Source organism: Altererythrobacter ishigakiensis (genome assembly GCF_001663155.1).
Lineage (GTDB): Bacteria > Pseudomonadota > Alphaproteobacteria > Sphingomonadales > Sphingomonadaceae > Erythrobacter > Erythrobacter ishigakiensis.
Map to the genome: position 1 here is coordinate 113,691 of NZ_CP015963.1, position 20,590 is coordinate 134,280.

General features: G+C 58.2%; 20 protein-coding genes and 1 tRNA gene. 13 read left to right on the top strand and 8 right to left on the bottom strand.

The window, feature by feature from the left end; translation table 11 throughout:
* Window positions 1-10 precede the first annotated feature (10 nt).
* The gene (locus A6F69_RS00595) at window positions 11-2,080 is read left to right on the top strand and encodes a S9 family peptidase (protein ID WP_083984618.1); all 2,070 of its coding nucleotides are present in this window, start codon (window positions 11-13) and stop codon (window positions 2,078-2,080) included.
* 76 nt (window positions 2,081-2,156) lie between these two features.
* On the opposite strand, the gene A6F69_RS00600 is transcribed toward A6F69_RS00595, so the two are convergent.
* A complete protein-coding gene (locus A6F69_RS00600; RefSeq protein ID WP_067596479.1) occupies window positions 2,157-3,092 on the bottom strand; it encodes a MipA/OmpV family protein in 936 nt (311 codons plus the stop codon).
* A gap of 58 nt (window positions 3,093-3,150) precedes the next feature.
* Window positions 3,151-3,741 (bottom strand): DUF2585 domain-containing protein, encoded by a 591-nt coding sequence (locus tag A6F69_RS00605; RefSeq protein ID WP_067596480.1) that lies wholly within the window; start codon window positions 3,739-3,741, stop codon window positions 3,151-3,153.
* Between the two features lie 113 nt (window positions 3,742-3,854).
* On the opposite strand from A6F69_RS00605, the gene crtY reads away from it, so the two are divergent.
* Genes crtY through A6F69_RS00635 form a run of 7 tightly spaced genes read left to right on the top strand, consistent with a single transcriptional unit; the run spans window position 3,855 to window position 11,731 of the window.
* Window positions 3,855-5,063, top strand: coding sequence for a lycopene beta-cyclase CrtY (crtY, locus tag A6F69_RS00610; protein WP_067596481.1), 1,209 nt, complete (start codon window positions 3,855-3,857; stop codon window positions 5,061-5,063).
* Window positions 5,060-6,622: a phytoene desaturase gene (locus A6F69_RS00615; RefSeq protein ID WP_083984620.1), complete on the top strand. Its 1,563-nt coding sequence runs from the start codon at window positions 5,060-5,062 to the stop codon at window positions 6,620-6,622. Before crtY ends, A6F69_RS00615 begins: the two co-directional genes overlap by 4 nt.
* An 8-nt stretch (window positions 6,623-6,630) precedes the next feature.
* Complete coding sequence (locus A6F69_RS00620; RefSeq protein WP_067602122.1) at window positions 6,631-7,212, top strand: LOG family protein; 582 nt, start codon at window positions 6,631-6,633, stop codon at window positions 7,210-7,212.
* 14 nt (window positions 7,213-7,226) lie between these two features.
* A complete protein-coding gene (locus A6F69_RS00625; protein ID WP_425388056.1) occupies window positions 7,227-8,156 on the top strand; it encodes a phytoene/squalene synthase family protein in 930 nt (309 codons plus the stop codon).
* A gap of 10 nt (window positions 8,157-8,166) precedes the next feature.
* A complete protein-coding gene (locus A6F69_RS00630; RefSeq protein WP_067602125.1) occupies window positions 8,167-10,059 on the top strand; it encodes an acetyl/propionyl/methylcrotonyl-CoA carboxylase subunit alpha in 1,893 nt (630 codons plus the stop codon).
* Window positions 10,056-10,187 carry a hypothetical protein gene (locus A6F69_RS13230; RefSeq protein WP_281179640.1) on the top strand — a complete coding sequence of 44 codons (132 nt, stop codon included), beginning with the start codon at window positions 10,056-10,058 and terminating at the stop codon, window positions 10,185-10,187. Before A6F69_RS00630 ends, A6F69_RS13230 begins: the two co-directional genes overlap by 4 nt.
* A complete protein-coding gene (locus A6F69_RS00635; RefSeq protein WP_067596483.1) occupies window positions 10,184-11,731 on the top strand; it encodes an acyl-CoA carboxylase subunit beta in 1,548 nt (515 codons plus the stop codon). Before A6F69_RS13230 ends, A6F69_RS00635 begins: the two co-directional genes overlap by 4 nt.
* Before the next feature lie 9 nt (window positions 11,732-11,740).
* On the opposite strand, the gene A6F69_RS00640 is transcribed toward A6F69_RS00635, so the two are convergent.
* A complete protein-coding gene (locus tag A6F69_RS00640) occupies window positions 11,741-13,003 on the bottom strand; it encodes a multidrug effflux MFS transporter (protein ID WP_067596484.1) in 1,263 nt (420 codons plus the stop codon).
* 112 nt (window positions 13,004-13,115) lie between these two features.
* Here A6F69_RS00640 and dinB point away from each other — a divergent pair, with 112 nt between their 5' ends.
* Complete coding sequence (gene dinB, locus A6F69_RS00645) at window positions 13,116-14,246, top strand: DNA polymerase IV (protein ID WP_067596485.1); 1,131 nt, start codon at window positions 13,116-13,118, stop codon at window positions 14,244-14,246.
* A gap of 5 nt (window positions 14,247-14,251) precedes the next feature.
* Here the strand turns inward: dinB and A6F69_RS00650 are convergent, their stop codons facing one another.
* From A6F69_RS00650 to A6F69_RS00665, 4 genes are all read right to left on the bottom strand, one after another.
* Complete coding sequence (locus A6F69_RS00650) at window positions 14,252-14,734, bottom strand: NUDIX domain-containing protein (protein WP_067596486.1); 483 nt, start codon at window positions 14,732-14,734, stop codon at window positions 14,252-14,254.
* The gene (locus A6F69_RS00655; RefSeq protein ID WP_067596487.1) at window positions 14,722-15,348 is read right to left on the bottom strand and encodes a 6-phosphogluconolactonase; all 627 of its coding nucleotides are present in this window, start codon (window positions 15,346-15,348) and stop codon (window positions 14,722-14,724) included. Before A6F69_RS00655 ends, A6F69_RS00650 begins: the two co-directional genes overlap by 13 nt.
* A gap of 82 nt (window positions 15,349-15,430) precedes the next feature.
* Complete coding sequence (locus tag A6F69_RS00660; protein ID WP_067596488.1) at window positions 15,431-15,895, bottom strand: Dps family protein; 465 nt, start codon at window positions 15,893-15,895, stop codon at window positions 15,431-15,433.
* A gap of 148 nt (window positions 15,896-16,043) precedes the next feature.
* Complete coding sequence (locus A6F69_RS00665) at window positions 16,044-16,595, bottom strand: hypothetical protein (protein WP_067596489.1); 552 nt, start codon at window positions 16,593-16,595, stop codon at window positions 16,044-16,046.
* Window positions 16,596-16,711: 116 nt separating this feature from the next.
* Here A6F69_RS00665 and A6F69_RS00670 point away from each other — a divergent pair, with 116 nt between their 5' ends.
* The 4 genes from A6F69_RS00670 to A6F69_RS00685 are packed head-to-tail and all read left to right on the top strand — an operon-like array spanning window position 16,712 to window position 20,391.
* The gene (locus A6F69_RS00670) at window positions 16,712-17,506 is read left to right on the top strand and encodes an SDR family oxidoreductase (RefSeq protein ID WP_067596490.1); all 795 of its coding nucleotides are present in this window, start codon (window positions 16,712-16,714) and stop codon (window positions 17,504-17,506) included.
* Window positions 17,503-18,543, top strand: coding sequence for a glutathione S-transferase family protein (locus A6F69_RS00675; RefSeq protein WP_067596491.1), 1,041 nt, complete (start codon window positions 17,503-17,505; stop codon window positions 18,541-18,543). The genes A6F69_RS00670 and A6F69_RS00675 overlap by 4 nt, the downstream gene beginning before the upstream one ends.
* Window positions 18,540-19,607 (top strand): NAD(P)-dependent alcohol dehydrogenase, encoded by a 1,068-nt coding sequence (locus tag A6F69_RS00680; protein ID WP_067596492.1) that lies wholly within the window; start codon window positions 18,540-18,542, stop codon window positions 19,605-19,607. Before A6F69_RS00675 ends, A6F69_RS00680 begins: the two co-directional genes overlap by 4 nt.
* Before the next feature lie 13 nt (window positions 19,608-19,620).
* Window positions 19,621-20,391: an enoyl-CoA hydratase gene (locus A6F69_RS00685; RefSeq protein WP_067596493.1), complete on the top strand. Its 771-nt coding sequence runs from the start codon at window positions 19,621-19,623 to the stop codon at window positions 20,389-20,391.
* Window positions 20,392-20,393: 2 nt separating this feature from the next.
* Here A6F69_RS00685 and A6F69_RS00690 read toward each other — a convergent pair.
* A tRNA-Gly gene (locus tag A6F69_RS00690) sits at window positions 20,394-20,467 on the bottom strand.
* Between the last annotated feature and the right edge of the window lie 123 nt (window positions 20,468-20,590).

Consider the following 20,590-nt stretch of genomic DNA (forward strand, 5'->3'; position numbering starts at 1 on the left):
AAATTTTCTTATGAATCGCATGGCACTTACTGCCGCGACTCTGTTCGCATCAGTCTCAATCGCTGCGACCGCATCAGCGCGCCCTATGACACCGGAAGATGTCGCCAAGATCGAAAGCATTGGCGCAATCGCTGTGTCTCCTGATGGCACGCGCGTTGCCTTCACCACAGTCAGCCTGCCTGATGTTACTGAAGGCGAAGAAAATGGCGGTTTCGAGCAAGTACTTAAAATCGCGACCGGACCGGACACAGCAACTGTATATCTTCCCGAAGACGTCAGCCCGTCAGGCGTTCAATTCAACCCCGATGGCAGCATGGTCAGCTTTGTCTGGGCAGCGGACGGTGAAGATCGGGCGGTTTGGGGCGTTCCAATTGCTGGCGGTACCTATCGCAAGCTTGCCGAAGTCGCTGACAGCGATGTCCTGTCCTATGTCTGGGGCCCGAACGGCGACACTATCTTCATGCTCGCCACTGCAGAAGAAGACGAGCAGCGCACAACGCAGCGCAAGGCCGGATTCAATTCTGTAGTTTACGAAGAAGAAGCACGCCTGCGCCGTCTGTTCGAAGCCAGTGTAGGTGAAGAATTGGACGCAGAACCACGCGAGATACCTGTCCCGGCCTATGTGACAGGCTTTGACATTACCCCTGATGGCAAGACCGGCATCGTGCAGAGCAAGCCGACCCCGCAGATCGATGACACGTACACATCGCTGCGTGTGCACATCATCGATCTGGCCGATGGTAATGTGAAGGCGATTGTCCCGACACCTGGCAAGCTGGGCGATGTCGAAGTGTCACCTGACGGAACACAGCTTTCCATGATCGCTGGCGTCGACAAAAACGATCCGGCAGAAACGACACTTCACCTAGTGGACGTGGCCACAGGCGAGTATCGCGCACTGAATGAAGGCGCTGCCGAAGCAACCGTAGACGCAGAATGGTTGGCCAATGGTCGCCTGGCCGCCGTAGTTCATGTAGGCGCACAAAGCGTACTGCGCATCTACAATGCGGATGGAAGCGTGCGCCGCGAAATCGACCCGGGCTCGCTAATCCTGACCAGTGTCGAGTCGGCAGGCGGCAAAGTCGCAGTCTCAGCAAACTCTCCAAAGCATCCGACCGAGTTGTTTGTATGGAACCCGCGATCACGCGAAAATGCGTTTGAGCGCTGGACTTCGCATAACCCATGGCTGAGCGAGATCACCTTCGGTGAGCAGCGCACATACACCTACACTGCGCGTGACGGACAGCAGGTCGAAGGCGTGCTGGTCCTGCCGGTTGGCGGCGTTCCAGAAGGTGGCGCTCCGACAATCATGAACGTTCATGGTGGACCGGAAGCCCACGAATCGAACGGATGGATTACCGCCTATTCGAAGCCGGGTCAGGTTGCCGCGGGCCAAGGCTATGCCGTGTTCCTGCCCAACTATCGCGGCTCAACCGGTTATGGCACCGCATTCTCTAAACAGCATCAGGGTAATTACACCGATCCTGAGTTTGCCGACATCGTCGATGCGAAGCGGGCATTGGTCGCAGAAGGCATCACCGATGCTGACCGTACCGGTATTACCGGCGGCTCATACGGCGGCTATGCATCCGCATGGGGCGCGACTTATCATTCAGACGAGTACGCTGCGTCTGTGATGTTCGTGGGCATCTCGAACCAGGTTAGCAAGTTCGGCACCGGTGACATCCCTTACGAGATGTACAATGTCCATAGCCGCGCTTGGCCGTGGGATGACTGGATGAAGATGCTTGAGGTTTCACCTGTCTATCACGTCGACAAGGCCAATACTCCGACGCTGATCATGCACGGCGAAGAAGATACACGCGTCGATCCGGGTCAAAGCCTTGAGCTTTATCGTGCGCTTAAGGTTCGCAAACCTGACGTGCCGGTTCGCCTGGTATTCTATCCCGGCGAAGGTCACGGCAATCGCATGGCGGGCAGCCGCTATGACTACAATCTGCGGATGATGGAGTGGTTTGACACTTATCTCAAAACCGGCGACCGCAAAGCGGATATGCCGGGCCCGCGCCCGCAATTGGCCGAAGGAGCCAAGGGCGCCACAGCGGACAGCGATGACTAAACCGCCTCTGCACAACTGAACTTTTGAAAGGGCCGCTATCAAGTGGCCCTTTCTTTTTGGAGAAACGGAAAGCAGCTCAGAAAACGTAGGCCACGCCAAATATGGCAGTAAACTGATCGGCATCACCACGAAGCGAAGTGAACGGCGTATCAGCGGCATCGCCCAACATCCGGCGATAGCCAATTGCCCCGCCCATGATCACTCCGCCATCACGAAAATCGCCGCTCAAGTCAAAACCCATCGCCAGGGTGGCCCCGGCCTTGTGCCAACCGCTATCGGCATCAAATTCGGGCAGTCCGCTGGCCGCAGACTGCTCGGGCGTGACCGAGTAATAGTAATCCGCAAAGTCCCCATCGACATATTGCGCACCCATACTCAGCGAAATGACCGCACCACGGCTGAGCGCGCTGGAATAGGATACGCCCGGATCGATGATCTTGCCGCCATGTGCTCCTGCTACATCGAACTGTACGTCAAGCCCGGCAGAGATGCGGTCGAAACGAGTGAATACTCGATTGAAAGAAACACCGGTTTGCAGTCCCAGCTCGAAAGCCGTGTCCAGCTTGCCGGCGGCCTCGACAGCCTCGTCCTTGAAATTGCCGGTGCGGTCGCCGCGGAAACGGAATATCGGACCGGCGGAGAAGGTCACATCTCCTCGCATACCCTCCAACAGGTTGATTGAAAGCCCGGCCGCGCGCGGCCTGATGCCAATCCCTTTGAAGTTGGCGGCCACGACCGGAACCGTCAGCACGCGATACTCGTCTGAACCGCTATAATTTGCAGCGACAACAAACCCGCCGCCGACCGCAAGCCAATCGCCGGAAAGGACCGAAGATCCTCGCGGTCGCTGCGATCCATATCTGTCGGTCGCGACATCAGCCGGCGGGCCTGCCGCCTCGGCGGACTGCACCTCAGCTGCTTGATCAGGATCGTCGTCGGTTTCCTGCGCAGCAAGAGGCGCGCCCACAAGTGCGAGCGCAAAGGGTACAAGCGAACTGAAATGACATTTCACGGCGATTGCTCCTGCTCCGCTATTGAAACGCGTTGTGACTGTACCTGTTCCGGCTTTCTCAGTGCCCGCCCGCCTGCCATTCCGCTATGGCATCAACCGGGAAAACCAACATGATGACTGTCAGCGTCAGTCCGTCCCGTACTACCAGCCCGGCAACAACCTCGCCAAGAATGGCCAAGGCGATAGTTACCTTGATCGGTAAGCGCATCGCGAGATAAAACCCGAAGGCCATCCAGCCGATGTCCGCGAAAGAATTGAGCACGCTGTCGCCCGAATACCCCCAATTGGCCGTGACCGAACGGAAACGGTCTATCACCATCGGTGTATTCTCCAGCACTTCCCATGCGGCCTCAAGAAAAACCGCCAATGTCAGGCCCCATTGCGTCGAGTTCTGTCCGCCCAGTTTCCATTTGCTGAAGAACAACCAGCCCAACGCATAGAATATCGGGCCGTGAATGATGTGGCTGGGCGTGTACCAATCGGCGATGTGCTGGCTATTGCCCATCGAGTTGATGTCGCCATGCCACAGCTTCACATATCCGCATTCGCAAATCGGTGGGCGATCCATGGCGAGCAGGATGATGACCGCTACGATTGAGATTGCGATCGACGCGATGATTGCCTTGCGGCTGGGGACCAAAGTTGCCATTGCGAGAGACTGAATAAGCTTAGCGATTGGCGCAAGGTGCGGGCGAACTCGCATGGGGGATAGTGCTGCACGCCATTGCCGCAGAGCGTGCGCTGCCCTAGGGCTTTCAAGTAATGGGCGGGCGCGAAACCGATGTAGCGATTGTAGGCGGCGGATTAGCCGGCGGCCTTATTGCGCTTGCGCTTCACCGCGCGCAACCGGACCTGCGTTTTCAGCTTATCGAAGCTGGCGAGACGCTGGGTGGCCATCACCGCTGGAGCTGGTTCGACAGTGACCTGGGACACGAAGGCCGCGCGCTCTTGTCACCCTTCACGTATGTCGCTTGGGACCAGGGCTATGAGGTTGCCTTTCCCCAATATCGCAGACCCATGCGCGCGGGATACCGCTCGCTTGCGTCGGCCGATTTTGACGCCGCCTTGCGCGAGATCCTGCCGGAAAGAACGCTCAGCCTTGGCCAGAGGGTCTGCGAACTGGACGCCAATGGTGTCACTCTTCAAAGTGGCGAACGTATCAATGCTCGCACAGTGATCGATTGCCGTAGCGTCTTGCCTTCGCAGCATTTGCTGGGCGGATGGCAGATTTTTGCCGGGCGCCATTTCAAATATGATCGCCCGCACGGCATCACCCAGCCGATGATCATGGACGCAAGCATTGATCAACATGCGCCGGCGGGCAATCGCAGTGCATATCGCTTCATGTATGTGCTGCCGCTGGCAGAAGACGAGCTGTTCTTCGAAGATACCTACTATGACGAGGCCCGGGCGCTGGACGAGGATTTGCTCAGTCGCCGGATCGATCAATATGCCGCCGACATGGGCTTCGCAGACGGTGTTGAGATCGGCCATGAGAGAGGCATTCTGCCCGTTATTACCGGCGGTAATTTCAAGGCCTATCGGGCCAGCATAGAGATTCCGGGTGTGGCCATGGCTGGCGCGCGCGGCGGATTCAGCCATCCGCTCACAAGTTACACCATGCCGATCGCAGTAGAGAACGCGCTGGCCATTGCATCCCATGCTCATTTGTCGGGACCGTTGCTGGCGCATTTCGTTCGCGGTCGTGCCAACGAACATTGGCGAAAGACTGCAATTTACCGCGCGCTTGGCCGGATGTTGTTTAAAGCTACGGAACCTGAACGGCGCGTAAACATTTTCCAAAGGTTCTATCAGCTGCCAGAAGAACTGATCGAACGCTTCTATGCGTGCCACACCACCTTGCCGGATCAAGTGCGCATCCTTTCGGGCAAACCGCCCGTATCTATCCCGCGTGCAATTCGCGCGCTTGCGAGCAAAGGAAAGCCTCTGCTCATGGAGAAAACCGAATGAACGCCGCTACGCCTGTTACTCCACCAGTCCGCGCACCGCAGATAGTCGATCCGGCCAAATATGAAGGCAAGACGGCTTGCGTCATCGGTTCTGGTTTTGGCGGCATGGCATTGGCAATCCGCCTGCAATCTGCCGGCATCACGACCACTGTCATCGAAGCGCGCGACAAGCCGGGCGGCAGGGCCTATTTCTGGGAGAAGGACGGGTTCACATTCGATGGCGGCCCGACAGTCGTTACCGACCCTCCCTGCCTGAAAGAGCTATGGGAAATCACCGGCCACGATATGGCCGAAGATGTCGAGCTGATGAAGGTGATGCCGTTCTATCGGCTCAATTGGCCTGATGGGACGAATTTCGATTACTCCAATGACGAGGATAGCCTGAACTCTGAAATCGCGAAGCTCGATCCAGGCGATGTGGCGGGCTATGCAGAGTTCCTAAAATATTCAGAGGGCGTGCACAGGGAAGGCTATCTCAAGCTAGGCACCGTGCCGTTCCTTGATTTCAAAAGCATGCTCAAAGCCGCGCCAGCACTTGTCAAGAAGCAGGCCTGGCGCAGCGTATATTCGATGGTGTCGAGCTATGTGAAAAGCGAGAAGCTGCGCGAAGCCTTGAGCTTCCACACACTGCTTGTCGGCGGCAATCCAATGAACACCAGCGCGATTTATGCGCTCATTCACAAGCTGGAAAAAGACGGCGGCGTGTGGTGGACGCGCGGCGGCACCAATCGCTTGATCGCAGGGATGGTGCGCCATTTCGAACGGCTCGGTGGCACCATGCGCGTCGGCGATGCTGTGACGCAGGTACACACCATCGGCAACAAGGCGAGCGAAGTCGAAACCGAAAGCGGCTGGAAACAGCGTTTTGACGCGGTCGCTTCGAACGCTGACATCATGCATTCGTATCGCGATCTGCTAAGCGGATCGAAACGCGGCAAGGACTATGCAAAGTCACTCTCGCGCAAGAGCTTCAGCCCTGGTCTGTTTGTAGTGCATTTCGGTCTAGAAGGCACTTGGCCCGGCATACCTCACCATATGATCCTGTTCGGTCCGCGTTACAAAGGGCTACTCGACGATATATACAAACAGGGCGTGCTGCCGCAGGATTTCAGCATTTACCTGCACCACCCGACTGTTACCGATCCCAGCATGGCGCCCAAGGGCAAGAGCACTTTCTATGCGCTGGTGCCCGTTGCGCATATGGGCAAGCTGGCAGTGGATTGGGACGAAGTCGGCCCTGTACTGGAGAAGCGCATTCTCGATGAGATCGGGCGTCGTCTGATCCCTGACATCCATGACCGGATCGTGACCAAATTCAGCTATGCGCCCAAGAATTTCGCGCATGATCTGAACGCGCATCTGGGCAGCGCTTTCAGCCTTGAGCCGGTGCTGTGGCAAAGCGCCTATCTGCGTGGCCACAACCGCGACGATGTAATCGACAATTTCTATCTTGTCGGCGCAGGCACGCATCCGGGCGCAGGCATCCCGGGCGTAGTCGGCAGCGCAAAGGCAACAGCAGGCTTGATGCTGGAAGACTTGGCGATAAAGACGACCGCGTGACTCAAGAACTGAACCGTCTCGCTGTTTATTGCGGCTCCGCTACGCCGGATGATCCGCGCTATATCGAACTCGCCACGGAAGTCGGTCGCGCGCTGGCTCTGCGCGAGATCGGCGTGGTCTATGGGGGTGGCCGGCTGGGCCTGATGGGCGCGGTTGCTCGCGGTGCATTGGATGCTGGCGGCGAAGTGATCGGCGTGATCCCCGAAGCGCTGTTCAATTCAGAGGTCGCTAATCACGATTGCACAAAACTTTACACCGTATCGGGCATGCATGAACGTAAGCAGCGTTTCACTGACCTTTCAGACGGTTTCATCACCATACCCGGCGGGGTCGGCACTATGGACGAGCTATGGGAAGCGATGAGCTGGGCGCAGCTTGGCTATCACTCAAAGCCTGTCGGACTGCTCAACACGATGGGCTTTTTTGATCACCTGATCGCGTTCAATGAAAAGATGGCCGAAGTTGGTTTTGTCCGCCCGGCGCATCAGAACATCCTGATCCATGACACGACCGTAGGCGGCCTGATTGACAAGATGGCCGCGTATGAACCGCACACGCCGATTTTCCGCATGAAAGCCGAGGATTTGTGAAAAGGGACGAGTTGGTGGAAGCAAGCCGCCTTGCGATCAAGCAAGGTTCGAAGAGCTTCTCTGCTGCCAGCCGCTTGTTCGACCGCACCACGCGAGAGCGCGTCTGGATGCTCTATGCATGGTGCCGCCGCTGCGATGATCTGACCGACGCGCAGGATATGGGCGGCGAGCTGGGCGATCAGTCCGATATCGCGGCCAGGGTGGAGCATCTGCGCCAGCTGACCGCTAATGCTCTTGCAGGCGAAGAGACGGGCGACATTGCATTCGACGCCTTCGGACAAGTCGCCCGCGAAGTCGGTTTGACCATGGAGGATGCGGACGCGGTAATCGCTGGTTTTCAACTTGATGCAGAGGACTGGCGCCCGCGCACCGAAGCCGATCTGATGCGTTATTGCTGGCATGTCGCGGGCGCGGTGGGCGTGATGATGGCGCAGGTCATGGGGGTAAAGCGCGAGGACGATGATACGCTGGATCGTGCGTGTGATCTTGGGCTTGCATTCCAGCTGGCTAATATTGCACGCGACGTTGTCGAAGACGACGCCGCTGCGCGCTGCTATCTCCCTGCTGAATGGCTGGTCGAGGAAGATATCGAGCCCGGTCAACACACCAAGCCTCATCACCGGCGGGAGCTGGCCGACATGGCGGCGCGGCTTGTGCGGCGGATGGAGGTGCATGCGGCCTCTTCACGGATCGGCGCAGCACGGCTGCCATTTCGTTGCCGTTGGGCAATCCTGTCCGCGGCGCGCATTTACACCGCCATTGGCCGCGAAGTTCTGGCCAAAGGCCCGGCCGCCTGGGACGCGCGTGTCTACACCTCCAAAACACAGAAGATCGGGCATGCGATGGCAGCGTTTGTTGAAGCGCTGGTGAACCGGCCGCCAAAGCTTGACGATGAGCCACGCTGGAGACGCTCTGATCTTGCAGAGAATGCCGCCAGCGCGTAGCGCTGAGCACATGATTTCAAAGCTCCTAATTGCCAATCGCGGCGAGATTGCCTGCCGTATTATTCGCACCGCGCGCGCGATGGGTGTGGCGACCGTCGCAGTCTATTCGGATGCCGATGCCAAGGCGCTGCACGTGCGTCAGGCTGACGAGGCGGTGCATATCGGCCCTTCGCCCGCTGCCGAGAGCTATCTAGTCGGCGAGAAGATCATCGCAGCGGCGAAGGAAACCGGCGCGGAGGCGATCCACCCGGGTTATGGCTTCCTTTCCGAGAATGCGGGCTTTGCGCAGGCGGTGATCGATGCAGGGCTGATCTGGGTCGGCCCGAAACCATCCTCTATCGAGGCGATGGGGCTCAAGGACGCAGCCAAGAAACTGATGCGCGAAGCAGGCGTGCCCGTGACACCCGGCTATGAGGGCGAGGACCAGTCGGTCGAGCGCTTGAAGAAGGAAGCCGACGCCATCGGCTATCCCGTGCTGATCAAAGCGGTCGCGGGCGGCGGCGGCAAGGGCATGCGGAAGGTCGATGCGGCGGAGGAATTCGAAGCCGCGCTCGAAAGCTGTCGGCGCGAGGCCAAGGCCAGCTTCGGCAATGACGAAGTGCTGTTGGAGAAATGGATCACCTCACCCCGCCACATCGAAGTGCAGGTGTTTGGCGATTCACACGGCAATGTCGTCCACCTGTTCGAGCGCGACTGCTCGCTCCAGCGTCGACACCAGAAGGTGATCGAGGAAGCCCCCGCCCCCGGCATGGACGAGGCGACCCGCGAGGAAATCTGCGACGCCGCCGTGCGCGCCGCGAAAGCGGTCGATTACGAAGGCGCAGGCACGATCGAATTCATCGCCGACGCCAGCGAAGGCCTGCGCGCCGACCGCATCTTCTTCATGGAAATGAACACCCGGCTGCAGGTCGAACACCCGGTGACCGAGGAAATCACCGGGGTCGATCTGGTGGAATGGCAGCTGCGCGTGGCGAGCGGCGAGCCAATTCCGCTCAAGCAGGAGGAGCTTTCGATCAACGGCTGGGCGATTGAGGCGCGGCTCTATGCCGAGGATCCGGCGAAGGGGTTTCTGCCGAGCACGGGGCGCCTACAACTACTCCAACTTCCCTACCACTCGCGGAATGAGTCGGGAGTTGAACAAGGAGCCGAGATCAGCCCCTTCTATGATCCAATGATTGCGAAGATCATTGTTGCTCGCACTGACCGCAGCGAAGCAATCGATTCGCTGCGTGACGCGTGCAAGCACTTCGCTGCTTTCCCGGTCAAGCACAACGCATGGTTCCTCGCGCGCCTAATGGAACTTGACGAATTTCGAACAGGCAAAATGACGACGGGCTCGATTGAAGCAAACATTGACCTTTTGTCTGAGCCACCCACCCCATCCGCAGGGCTACTATCTCTAGCGGCCGAGCTGGCATTCTTTGCCAATGTCGGCTGGGATGAAACGGACTATCAAAAAGGGATGATAGGATTCCGGTTGAACTCCGAGCCGAACAAAATCGCATCCTTCAACCTCAACGGTCAGCATTTCGAAGCAGAAGTAGATTTCGAGAACGCATCCAATTGGAGAGATAGCCAGACGGGTCAGATAGATTTCGAGAATCACCTACTAGTTGAGAACGGTCTCGCTTTCGCTCTCGAGGTAAATCGCCATGATGCAGGCGGGGCCGCCTCAGCCGCCGATGGTGCGATCCTCGCGCCCATGCCAGGTAAGGTCATCGCGGTCGATGTTGCCGAGGGTGACACGGTTTCGGTTGGCCAACGGCTGATGGTGCTCGAAGCGATGAAGATGGAGCACGCGCTCACCGCGCCGTTCGACGGGACTGTGACCGGACTGTCCGCCAACGAAGGCGGGCAAGTGCAGGTCGAGGCGGTGCTGTGCGTGGTGGAGCCTTCGGAATGACGGCTTTTTTTTCGCGCCAAACGGTTGTGCAGCAAACGCAAGGGCGACCGCCCGTCCGCAGCGACGCGACCTTTGATCGCATGAGCGAGGAAATCGCACGCCGGATCGCGTGCGGAGCACAAAGATGACCTGGGCCAAAGAACTCGAAGAACTGCGCCGCCGTGAGGAACTCGCCGAGCAAATGGGCGGGCCGGAAAAGGTGGCGCGGCAGCATGGGCGCGGCAAGATGGATGCCCGCGCGCGGCTCGCGGCGCTGGTCGATGAAGGTAGCTTCCGCGAAATCGGCAAGATCGCGGGCAATGCCACCTATGACGAGAATGGCGATCTGGTCAGCGTGCTCCCCGCGCCATTCCTGTTCGGCAAGGCAACGATCAATGGCCGCCCGGTGGTAGCAACAGCGGACGATTTCACTATCCGCGGCGGCGCGGCAGATGCGGGCATCAAGCGCAAGATGGTGCAGGCCGAACAGATGGCGCATGAGCTGAAGCTGCCGATCATCAAGATGATCGACGGCACCGGCGGCGGCGGATCAGTCAAGACACTCGAGATGATCGGCGCGACCTATATTCCTGCCGTTCCGGGCTGGGGTGACACGGTCAAGAACCTCGACACGGTGCCTGTTGTCGCGCTCGCTTTGGGACCAACCGCGGGCCTTGGCGCGGCACGGATCGCCGCCAGCCACTATTCGATCATGGTGCGCGGCCTCAGCCAGATTTTCGCCGCTGGCCCTGCCGTGGTCGACGGACTGGGCGAAAGCTACAAGGGCTCGACCGATCACCAACAGGCCAAGGAAGACCTAGGCGGATCGGACATCCACACCCGCAACGGCGTGGTCGATGACGAAGTCGCTTCTGAAGCCGAAGCTTTCGCCAGAGCGCGCCATTTCCTCTCCTTCATGCCCGAGCATGTCGGCCAACTGGCGCGCCGTTCCAACTGCACAGATCCCGTTCACCGCAAGGAAGAAGCGCTGCTCTCCCTCGTCCCGCGCGAAGACAAGCAAGTCTATTCGATGCGGCGCTGCATGGAGATGGTGTTCGACCAAGGCACCGTGTTCGAAATCGGCAAGATGTGGGGCCGCGCCGCGATAACGGCGCTGGCTCGGCTCGACGGATGGCCAGTAGCAGTGGTCGCAAGCGATCCCAGTTTTCTGGGCGGATCATGGGATGCGAAGACCAGCGAAAAGGTAGAGCGGTTCGTTAAACTGGCGGACCAGTTCCGGCTGCCGATCGTCCACCTGGTCGACAATCCCGGATTCATGATCGGCCGCGAGGCGGAGATGGCGGGCACGATCCGCTACGGCGTGCAGGCGATGAACGCGATCTACAAAGCGACTGTACCGCTGGCGAGCATCGTGTTGCGCCGCGCCTATGGCATCGCCGGCAGCGCAATGAGCAATGCGGACCTCTACCAATATCGTTTCTGCTGGCCGTCTGGCGATTGGGGCAGCCTACCTATCGCTGGCGGGCTGGAAGTCGCCTACAAGTCAGAGCTTGAAGCAGCCGAGGATCCGGAGGCGCTGCTGCAAGAGATCAAGGAACGACTGGGCAAAGTCACCTCGCCGTTCCGCAGCGCTGAACGCTTCAATGTCGAGGATATTATCGATCCGCGCGACACGCGCCCCTTGTTGTGTGAATTCGCCGATCTGGCCTGGCGCAAACTGCAGAGCGAGTAGCGCCTTGGCTCAACCCTGCATGATATCGTGCATTTCCAGATAGCGACGCGCCTGGTTGGGGCGGCGGAACAACTTTCCGCGCTCGCTGTAAAGCACCAGCACAAGCGCGGTCGACGCGCATAACGCCATTGCAATCCCAAGCGGCAACGCTGTGCCATCATAGGCCTGACCAATCAGCCCCCCGAGCACCGCGCCTGTCACCATCCGCACACTTGTTTGCGCAGAAGATGCCGCACCTGCAATCTGCTGAAAAGGCTGCATCGCGATGGAGCTGAAGTTCGCCCCGACAAAGCCAAGCATAGTCATGTTGAGAGCAATCAGCGGAACGAATTCCCATAACGTCTGGTCAGGTCTGCTGGCCGAGAGCACTTGCAGCAGACTGACAATAAGGAAGCCGATCAGAGCGGTATGGCTGACGCGGCGCGCGCCGAACTTTTCGACAATGCGCGAGTTGGTGAAGCTGGCGATCACCATGCCTATGATCGACGCGCCAAATATCAACGCGAAAAAATTGCCCGCCCCAAAGCTTTCCGCGATCAGCTGCTGCGATGAATTGAGAAAACCGAACAATGATCCGAACACCAACGCGCTGCCGATAACATACCCGACAGAGACACGGTTCGAGAGCGATTGCCCCATGTTTTTTAGTATGGTGACGGGATCGATCTGCTGGACGTTCTCTTCCGTCAGACTTTCTGGCAGTCGCAGCCAGGTCCACAGACCGATAATGACACCCATCAACGCCATGCCGTCAAAAATCGCGCGCCAGTCAAAGAACATCAGGATCAGCTGTCCAATGGCTGGGGCTACGATCGGAACCGCGAGGAAGATCATGATGATGAGGCTCATCATGCGTGCCATGCGGTCACCCCCCACGCGGTCACGCACAATTGCCGTGGGAACCACGCTCAGCCCCGCACAGGCAATGCCTTGGATCAGCCGCAGAACCAGCAGAGTTTCGAAATCCTGCACTCTGGAGCAGGCGAGCGATAAGACGATGTAGGATATCAATCCGACAAACAGTACAGGCCGACGTCCGAAACGGTCCGCAAAAGCGCCTGGAAAGAAGGCTCCGATACCTGCCCCCAGAAAATAGGCACTGATGACATACTGTCGGTCATTTCCGCTTGCGCCCAGATCTTCAGCCATCACGCCGAGCGCTGGCAGCATCGAATCGATCCCGAACGCCTGAAGGCTCATGAGCGAAGCCATGAGGACGATCAGTTCGCGTTCGCCAAAAGGTCGAGCAGATGAGGAAGCCTGAGCTGACATAGCGCCGCTCTTGCGCGCATAAACATGCTAAGGAAAGCGCGATTTTGATGAGCGCACAAATTTGCAGCCAGCGTGCTTTAGTTGCATCGCGCCCAAGCCTAAGGATATCCGCATGGCGGACTTGCATGAAAGCGATGACGACAGTGGTGACACACCAGCGCGCGGTCTGCGCAAGATCATCCATGTCGACATGGACGCTTTCTTTGCCAGCGTGGAACAGCGCGACAATCCCGAATTGCGCGGTAAGCCGGTTGCAGTGGGCGGTTCTGGCGGTCGAGGCGTGGTGGCGGCCGCAAGCTATGAAGCCCGCAAGTTCGGCGTGCGCAGCGCGATGCCGTCAGTCACAGCCAAGCGGCTGTGCCCCGACCTGATCTTCGTGCGTCACCGCTTCGATGCCTACAAGGAAGCAAGCCGGACAATCCGCAACATATTCGAACATTACACCCCTCATGTCGAGCCACTGAGCCTCGACGAAGCCTATCTTGATGTCACTGATGATCTGCTGGGCATTGGCTCTGCCACGCGCATCGCTGAACTGATCCGTCAGGAAATCAAAGCGAAGACGCGGCTGACCGCCAGCGCCGGGGTCAGCTACAACAAATTTCTCGCCAAGATTGCGAGCGATCAGAACAAGCCCGACGGAATGTGCGTAATACGCCCCGGCGAGGGCGCGGATTTCGTCGCTGGCTTGCCGGTACGACGATTTCACGGGGTTGGTCCCAAGGGTGCGGAGAAGATGGCGAAGCTAGGCATCGCGACCGGTGCCGATCTGGCGGCCAAAGACATTGACTTCCTGCGCGCCAACTTCGGCAGCATGGGCGACTATCTTTATCGCGCAGCGCGAGGGATCGACTTAAGGCCCGTTAGCGCGCATCGCGTTCGTAAATCGGTCGGCGGAGAGCGTACTTTCAGCGAAGACATCTCGTCCGGACCGGCGCTGCGCGAAACACTCGACAACATCATCGACATTGTATGGGATAGTATCGAGAAGACGCAGGCCAAGGGGCGAACCGTCACGCTGAAGATGAAGTATACTGATTTCCAGAATGTCACACGCGCCAGAACAGTCGATCATCCGGTCGCGGACAAGCAGGAATTCGGGCAAATTTCGCGCGCGCTGCTCGACGAATTGCTGCCGCTGCCGCTGCCAATCAGGCTGATGGGGCTGACACTGTCCAAACTGGATGGAGAAGAAGGGAAACAAGAGGCACCGCGCGACGATGCGCAGCTGTCGCTGCTCTAGAGGCCTCAACCTTTGTGTGACCGCCAATAGTCAAGTTGCAACCGTGTTATACTGCTCATCGGCTCAGGGAGTGATTGCGGGGGGTAGAACCGCGCCTCGATAACTTCGCGTCTGTCAGGCCGCGGATTCTTGTCGACCTTCAGTTCGAACAGATACATGGTATGCGCGGATCCGGATATCACATTATGCAGCTCGCCGACCGGTTTGGGCAGAGCGTTCGAGAAGCCCAACTCTTCCTCCAGTTCGCGCGATACGGCTGCTGCCGGGTCTTCCCCGCGTTTCACACCCCCACCAGGCAGGCTCCAACCCGCCGGTCCATAGCTGTGCCGTACCATGAGGATTTCACCCTTGAGATCGGTGATGACTACATTGCAGCCCGCGATTGGAGCTTTGCGAACGCTGCGCCAGTGATGGCGGACGCGAAAAGCCACACGCAGCGCCGCTCTGTGCAAGGGGCGTGGAGTCAGACGTTCGATCAGGCGAAGCATGTGACTGGCTGAGTTGCCGCACCTAGCAGCCGCGCAATCGGGAGGTCATGCCCGGCTGCGGCAGCGCTCTCAAACACATCTCGCTTATCAGCCGCCCCGCCAAGGGTGAACAGAAGCGCATCCGAATTGAGCAGTGCCGGGATTGTTAGCGTGATCCGGTCAAATGGCGCATGCGGCGGCAATGGATCAGGTGTCAGCCGCCGGACCACTTGCGGATCATCCACTTTGGGGTCAGTGTTCGGAAAGAGCGATGCGATATGTCCATCGCCGCCCATGCCCAGCCATGCCAGCGCGAAGCGCGGCGGCTGCGCATCTTCGCTCAGCGCACATACCTTCGCTCCGGCGGGCTCGAATATCGCTCGGACCTTGCCGGTGTTGGATGCTTCGTGATCTTCCGGAACTATCCGGTCATCACCTGGCCACACTGCAACGCGCGACCAATCCAGTTCGCGCTGCACCAATTGTTCCATGATCGGAAACGGCGTTGAGCCGCCGGGAACTGTGATCGCAACCCCCTCGTCGTCTGCCTTGAGCAGCGCCTCCAGCAGCACTTGCGCAATGCGCTGAGCAATCTCGCCAGCGGATACGTCCTCGATGATCGTCACATCTGCCATGCCACCTTGATAGCAAAAGGGCCGCTCCCGGCTAGCGGAAACGGCCCATGCATATGTATTTGTCTTATTTGCTCCGGCGGAGTTAGCCTTCAAGCAATGAGTTCAGGAACCACACGCGCTCTTCAGCGATATCGGTCCAATCATCGATCAACCCATCAGTCGCGTTGTCATTCGCATCTTCGGCGAGCTGTTTCATGGACTTCAAACGCTTAACCATCTTGCGGTTGTCATCACGCAGCTCTGTGATCATGTCTTCAGCGCTCAGAGACGTGCTGTCCTGATCCTTGATCTGCGTGTGCTGGGCAATGGCGCCGACCGATGTCAGCGTTTCGCCACCGTTCTTGCGCACGCGTTCCCCAATCGCATCGATCTGGCCTTGGATTTCCAGCGCCTGCTCGTCAAACAACAAGTGCAAATCACGGAAGCGCGGGCCCTTCACATGCCAGTGGAAATTCTTGGTCTTCAGATAAAGGGCGAAATGGTCTGCCAGCAGCGCATTGATCTCAACATTCAGTGCGGTGATCGAATTGTTATTGGGGTCCAACATAAATAAACTCCTTTACATTGAAGCGCGATCAATCCGACTCATTTCGGAGATCGCTGCCTCGTGAACACTCATGTATATAATGACTTAGATCGTTTTTTGTTCCGAGGAATACGGGTTAGAGTAATCGCCTAGATCACTCAAACATGAATTATTGAGTGATAGATCCGATAAATAACCCAGCCAGTAACAATATTACGGCCAAGGTGATGCGTGCGGAATATAGTGTCTTCGCGTCGAACTCGCGTCCGGAAAAAATCCAGACCATTGCAGCTGCCAATACAGCCCCGATACCCCCGCCCAGCACTGCGTGGTCCATATTGGCCAATGCCGCAGCAGATGCAAAAATGCACAAGCGCGGCGCGTCGATCAGTTGCCGGGCGAACAGGACAAGCGCAATCGCGCCAAGTGATCGCGTGGGCTCTCGCGGGTGCGCCAAAGTCACCGGTACGGCCAGTTCAATCGCTGCCAACAGCAGCGCGCCGACGACGATCATCTGACGGGCCTCGCCGACAAATTGTCCAGATACGGCTGCGCCCAATGCAGCCGCGATCAAGGTCGCAAGGAGAGCTGTGGCTGCGGAAACGACCAACAGACCCGGTGATCTACCGAGCGAACCAGAAAGCATCCTGATCGTCAAATGTGCACGCCCACCAAATGAAGTGAGCAAGCAAGCAGCGAGGGCGATCAGCGCGGCATCCATTCCGCTCGCCTATCAGCATGGCACCGGGCCCGCCAGTATCCTTCATTTGGGCAGGCGCATGAAACATGTCATGAAGCCTAGATAGACATCACACAGGATTTCGATGGGAGCAGGACATGAAACTCGAAAGTGGAATGGCGGCTGTGGTGACAGGCGGAGCCTCTGGCCTTGGCCGCGCAAGCGCGCAGGCGCTGGCCGATCAAGGGCTGAAGGTCGCAATTTTCGATATCAATGATGAAGACGGCGAAGCGCATGCCAAAGCGATCGGCGGCACGTTCCACCATGTCGACATCATGGATGAGCAATCGGTCGAAGATGGTTTTGCCGCGGCTCGCGACGCGAATGGCCAGGAACGCGTGACAGTACACTGCGCCATGGCCAGCCGACGTGGCAAGACACTGGGCTGGGACAAGGAGAACGGTTGCTACAAGCGCTTGCCAACCGACGACTATGCCTTCGGTGCAGAGGGTATTCTGGTCGCAAGTTACCGCATCGCCAGCATTTCAGCGCTGGGCATGGCAAACAGCGAGCCGCTGAACGAAGATGGCGAGCGCGGGTGCATCACGCTGACCGCCAGTGTTGCCGCACAAGACGGACAGATCGGGCAGGTGATCTATGGCAGCTGCAAATCAGGCGTAAACGGTTTGGTCCTGCCGATGGCGCGCGATCTGATGGATATCGGCATCCGCATCAATTCAGTCATGCCGGGCATCTTTGCCACGCCGCTGATGCTGGGGATGAAAGATCGCAATCCGGCAATGTGGGCACAGCTGAACGCCAGCGTGCCTTTCCCGAAGCGACTAGGCCATCCAGAGGAGTTTGCGTCGCTGATCTGCGAGATTGCACGTAACAGCTACATCAACGGGCACCAGTTTCGCCTCGATGGCGCGATCAGAATGCCGCCCAAATGATGCCAACCGAACCGCTCCGTTTTTACGGCAATCCCTCTTCGCCATACTCGCGAAAGATGCTTGCCTTGCTGCGATACCGGCACATCCCGCACACGATCATGTGGGGATCGCCCGGCGCCGCACCGCCTCATTTTCCCAAGCCGAAGGTGGGGTTGCTCCCCACCTTTTATTTCCCGACTGAGGGTGGCGGTTTGGAGGCAGTCATCGACTCGACCCCGATCGCGCGCAGACTTGAGCGCGAATACTCTGGCCGAAGCGCGATCCCAGCCGATCCGGAACTCGCGTTCTACATGGATCTGGTAGAGGACTATGCCGATGAGTGGCTAACGAAGCCGATGTTCCACTACCGCTGGCACCATCAGGCCGATCGGGATCATGCCGGGCGGTTTCTGGCCTTCACTGCGAATATTGCGCTGGACAGCGATTCAGCGCAGTCTGCCGCAGCAGCTTTCACCAAGCGCCAGTTCGAACGCCTTTACGTTGTAGGTTCGAATGATCAGACTGCAGACGCGATTGAAGCCAGCTACAAGCGCTTTCTGGCTATCCTTGATGACTTGCTGACCGCGCGCACGTTCCTTTTGGGTGATCGTCCCAGCGTCGCCGATTTCGCTATTTATGGTCAAATGACCCAGCTTGGACTGGTCGATCCAACACCGCGGACCTTGATGCTGGAAAGCACGCCGCGCCTCGAAGCCTGGATCTGGAAGACGGACGATCTTGCTGGCCTCGACCCAGGTGATCAAGGCTGGATAGACGGTGCAACCGCCAGGACAAGTCTTGCTCCGCTTTTCGCGGAGATCGCCGAAACATATCTGCCTGTATTGCTGGCGAACGCCAGCGCTGTAGCGAATGGCGAAAAGCAATTCACAACCGAAGTGAGTGGCAGCGAATGGACTCAGCCTACATTTCCTTACCACGCCAGATGCTTGACCAACCTGCGAAGGAGCTTCTCTTCGCTTGAAGGGGAGGCAAAAGAAGCGGTGGTCGCGACCTTGATCGCCAATGGCTGTGAATCACTGACCGAGAGAATAGAATGACAACAGCTACCAATGAGTACCCGACCAAAGCCTACGGCACCTCGGCTCCTGACGCTCCTGTCGGGCCAATGGACATCACCCGCCGGGGGTTGCGCGAAGACGACGTTCTAATCGACATCACGCATTGCGGAATTTGCCATTCGGATTTGCATACTGCCCGCAATGACTGGGGTCGAACGACTTATCCTGTTGTGCCGGGCCATGAAATTGTCGGCACAGTTGCGGCCATAGGCGAAAAAGTGACCCGGCATGAGGTAGGGGATCGGGTGGCTATCGGCTGCATGGTCGATAGCTGCATGGAATGCCGGCACTGCGACCAGGATCTTGAGCAGTATTGCGTGAACGGGATGGTCGGCACCTACAACGGCAAGGACTTGCGCGATGGCGCTCCTACCTTTGGCGGCTATTCCGAACGCATAGTGTGCCGCGAGGAATTCGTGCTCAAGGTACCGGATGCGATGCCTATGGCTGAAGCAGCTCCATTGCTGTGTGCAGGCATCACAACCTATTCTCCGCTACGCACCTGGAAAATCGGCCCGGGCAGCAAGGTAGCTGTAGCTGGGCTTGGCGGGCTGGGCCATATGGGTGTGAAACTGGCCGCCGCGACGGGCGCGGAAGTTACAGTGCTGAGCCGAAGTGAGAGCAAGCGCGAGGATGCCGAAAAGCTGGGCGCGCACGCGTTTCTCAACACGTCAGACAAAGACGCGATGAAGGCCAAGACCAGTTACTTTGACATGGTCTTGAACACTATCCCGGTACGCCATGACATCACTCCGTATCTGCACCTGCTGAAGATCGACGGTGTTCAGGTGCTGGTGGGCGTGATCGACATGCTGCCAGAAATGCATTCCGGCATACTTCTGGGCCGCAAGGTGTTGACCGGCAGCGGGATTGGCGGGTTGGCAGAGACGCAAGAGATGCTCGATTTCTGCGCTGAGCATGATGTCCTGCCAGAGATCGAGATCATTCGCATGCAGGAAGTGAACGATGCCTATGACCGGATGGAAAAAAGTGACGTGAAATATCGCTTTGTCATCGATATGGGCAGCCTCAAAGAAACTTGAGGACCCCCCTTTCATGACTGACCATATCCGCATCGAACAAAGCGACCGCCTGATTACGGTAACGTTCAACCGCCCTGACAAACGCAATGCCATCACGCAGGACATGTACCAAGCGATGGCGGATGCCGTGAACGCATACGCTGCCGATGATAAAAGCCGCGCGCTTATGATTACAGCGGACGGTGCTGGGGACGGGGCTTATTTCACTGCCGGCAACGATCTGCAGGACTTTGCCATGGGGCCGCGCGGTGAGAACAATCCGCCGGTGATTCAATTTCTCCACGCGATCAAGGATTGCCCCAAACCCTTGATCGCTGCGGTAAACGGGCCAGCGATTGGTGTTGGCCTGACACTCACCCTTCATTGCGATCTGGTTTACGCCGCGCAATCGGCGACGTTCAGCGCGCCCTTCGTGAAGTTGGGACTCGTACCCGAAGCAGCCTCTTCTATGCTGCTGCCAGAAGCCATTGGCATGGCCGCAGCGATGGACGTGTTCATGACCGGGCGCACGCTGACATCGGAAGAGGCCTTGAGCATGGGATTGGTCTCACGCGTGTTTGATGACGGCGAATTCCACTCACAAGCGCGCGAGCTGGCTCATGTGGTTGCCAACGCTGCACCCAATGCAATGCGCCATGCAAAGGCGCTGGTCAGGGATCGCAATGCGCAAATCACCGATCGCATGGCAGCCGAAAGCGTGCATTTCGCCAACCAGCTTCAATCACCGGAGTTCGGTGAAAGCGTTGCGGCGATGATGGCGAAGCGCCCGGCGGTCTATCCCTAATCTGGAGCGGGTGAAGGGAATCGAACCCTCGTCGTCAGCTTGGGAAGCTGCTGCTCTACCATTGAGCTACACCCGCGCCCCGATGCGGGCTTGCGCATTGCCGCAAAGGCCAAAGATGGTCAATCAGATAGGTGAAGCGGACATACGCGGCTAGTATCACGCACATCAACACGGCTCTGCTTGGATTCGCCCCGGCGAC

What these genes read in the sequence shown, in the direction of transcription:
- A6F69_RS00595 (WP_083984618.1), top strand. Translation starts at nt 11, where the DNA reads ATGAATCGCATGGCACTTACTGCCGCGACTCTGTTCGCATCAGTCTCA.
- A6F69_RS00605 (WP_067596480.1), bottom strand. Translation starts at nt 3,741, where the DNA reads ATGGCAACTTTGGTCCCCAGCCGCAAGGCAATCATCGCGTCGATCGCA.
- crtY (WP_067596481.1), top strand. Translation starts at nt 3,855, where the DNA reads ATGGGCGGGCGCGAAACCGATGTAGCGATTGTAGGCGGCGGATTAGCC.
- A6F69_RS00615 (WP_083984620.1), top strand. Translation starts at nt 5,060, where the DNA reads ATGAACGCCGCTACGCCTGTTACTCCACCAGTCCGCGCACCGCAGATA.
- A6F69_RS00630 (WP_067602125.1), top strand. Translation starts at nt 8,167, where the DNA reads ATGATTTCAAAGCTCCTAATTGCCAATCGCGGCGAGATTGCCTGCCGT.
- A6F69_RS13230 (WP_281179640.1), top strand. Translation starts at nt 10,056, where the DNA reads ATGACGGCTTTTTTTTCGCGCCAAACGGTTGTGCAGCAAACGCAAGGG.
- A6F69_RS00635 (WP_067596483.1), top strand. Translation starts at nt 10,184, where the DNA reads ATGACCTGGGCCAAAGAACTCGAAGAACTGCGCCGCCGTGAGGAACTC.
- A6F69_RS00640 (WP_067596484.1), bottom strand. Translation starts at nt 13,003, where the DNA reads ATGTCAGCTCAGGCTTCCTCATCTGCTCGACCTTTTGGCGAACGCGAA.
- dinB (WP_067596485.1), top strand. Translation starts at nt 13,116, where the DNA reads ATGGCGGACTTGCATGAAAGCGATGACGACAGTGGTGACACACCAGCG.
- A6F69_RS00650 (WP_067596486.1), bottom strand. Translation starts at nt 14,734, where the DNA reads ATGCTTCGCCTGATCGAACGTCTGACTCCACGCCCCTTGCACAGAGCG.
- A6F69_RS00655 (WP_067596487.1), bottom strand. Translation starts at nt 15,348, where the DNA reads ATGGCAGATGTGACGATCATCGAGGACGTATCCGCTGGCGAGATTGCT.
- A6F69_RS00660 (WP_067596488.1), bottom strand. Translation starts at nt 15,895, where the DNA reads ATGTTGGACCCCAATAACAATTCGATCACCGCACTGAATGTTGAGATC.
- A6F69_RS00665 (WP_067596489.1), bottom strand. Translation starts at nt 16,595, where the DNA reads ATGGATGCCGCGCTGATCGCCCTCGCTGCTTGCTTGCTCACTTCATTT.
- A6F69_RS00670 (WP_067596490.1), top strand. Translation starts at nt 16,712, where the DNA reads ATGAAACTCGAAAGTGGAATGGCGGCTGTGGTGACAGGCGGAGCCTCT.
- A6F69_RS00675 (WP_067596491.1), top strand. Translation starts at nt 17,503, where the DNA reads ATGATGCCAACCGAACCGCTCCGTTTTTACGGCAATCCCTCTTCGCCA.
- A6F69_RS00680 (WP_067596492.1), top strand. Translation starts at nt 18,540, where the DNA reads ATGACAACAGCTACCAATGAGTACCCGACCAAAGCCTACGGCACCTCG.
- A6F69_RS00685 (WP_067596493.1), top strand. Translation starts at nt 19,621, where the DNA reads ATGACTGACCATATCCGCATCGAACAAAGCGACCGCCTGATTACGGTA.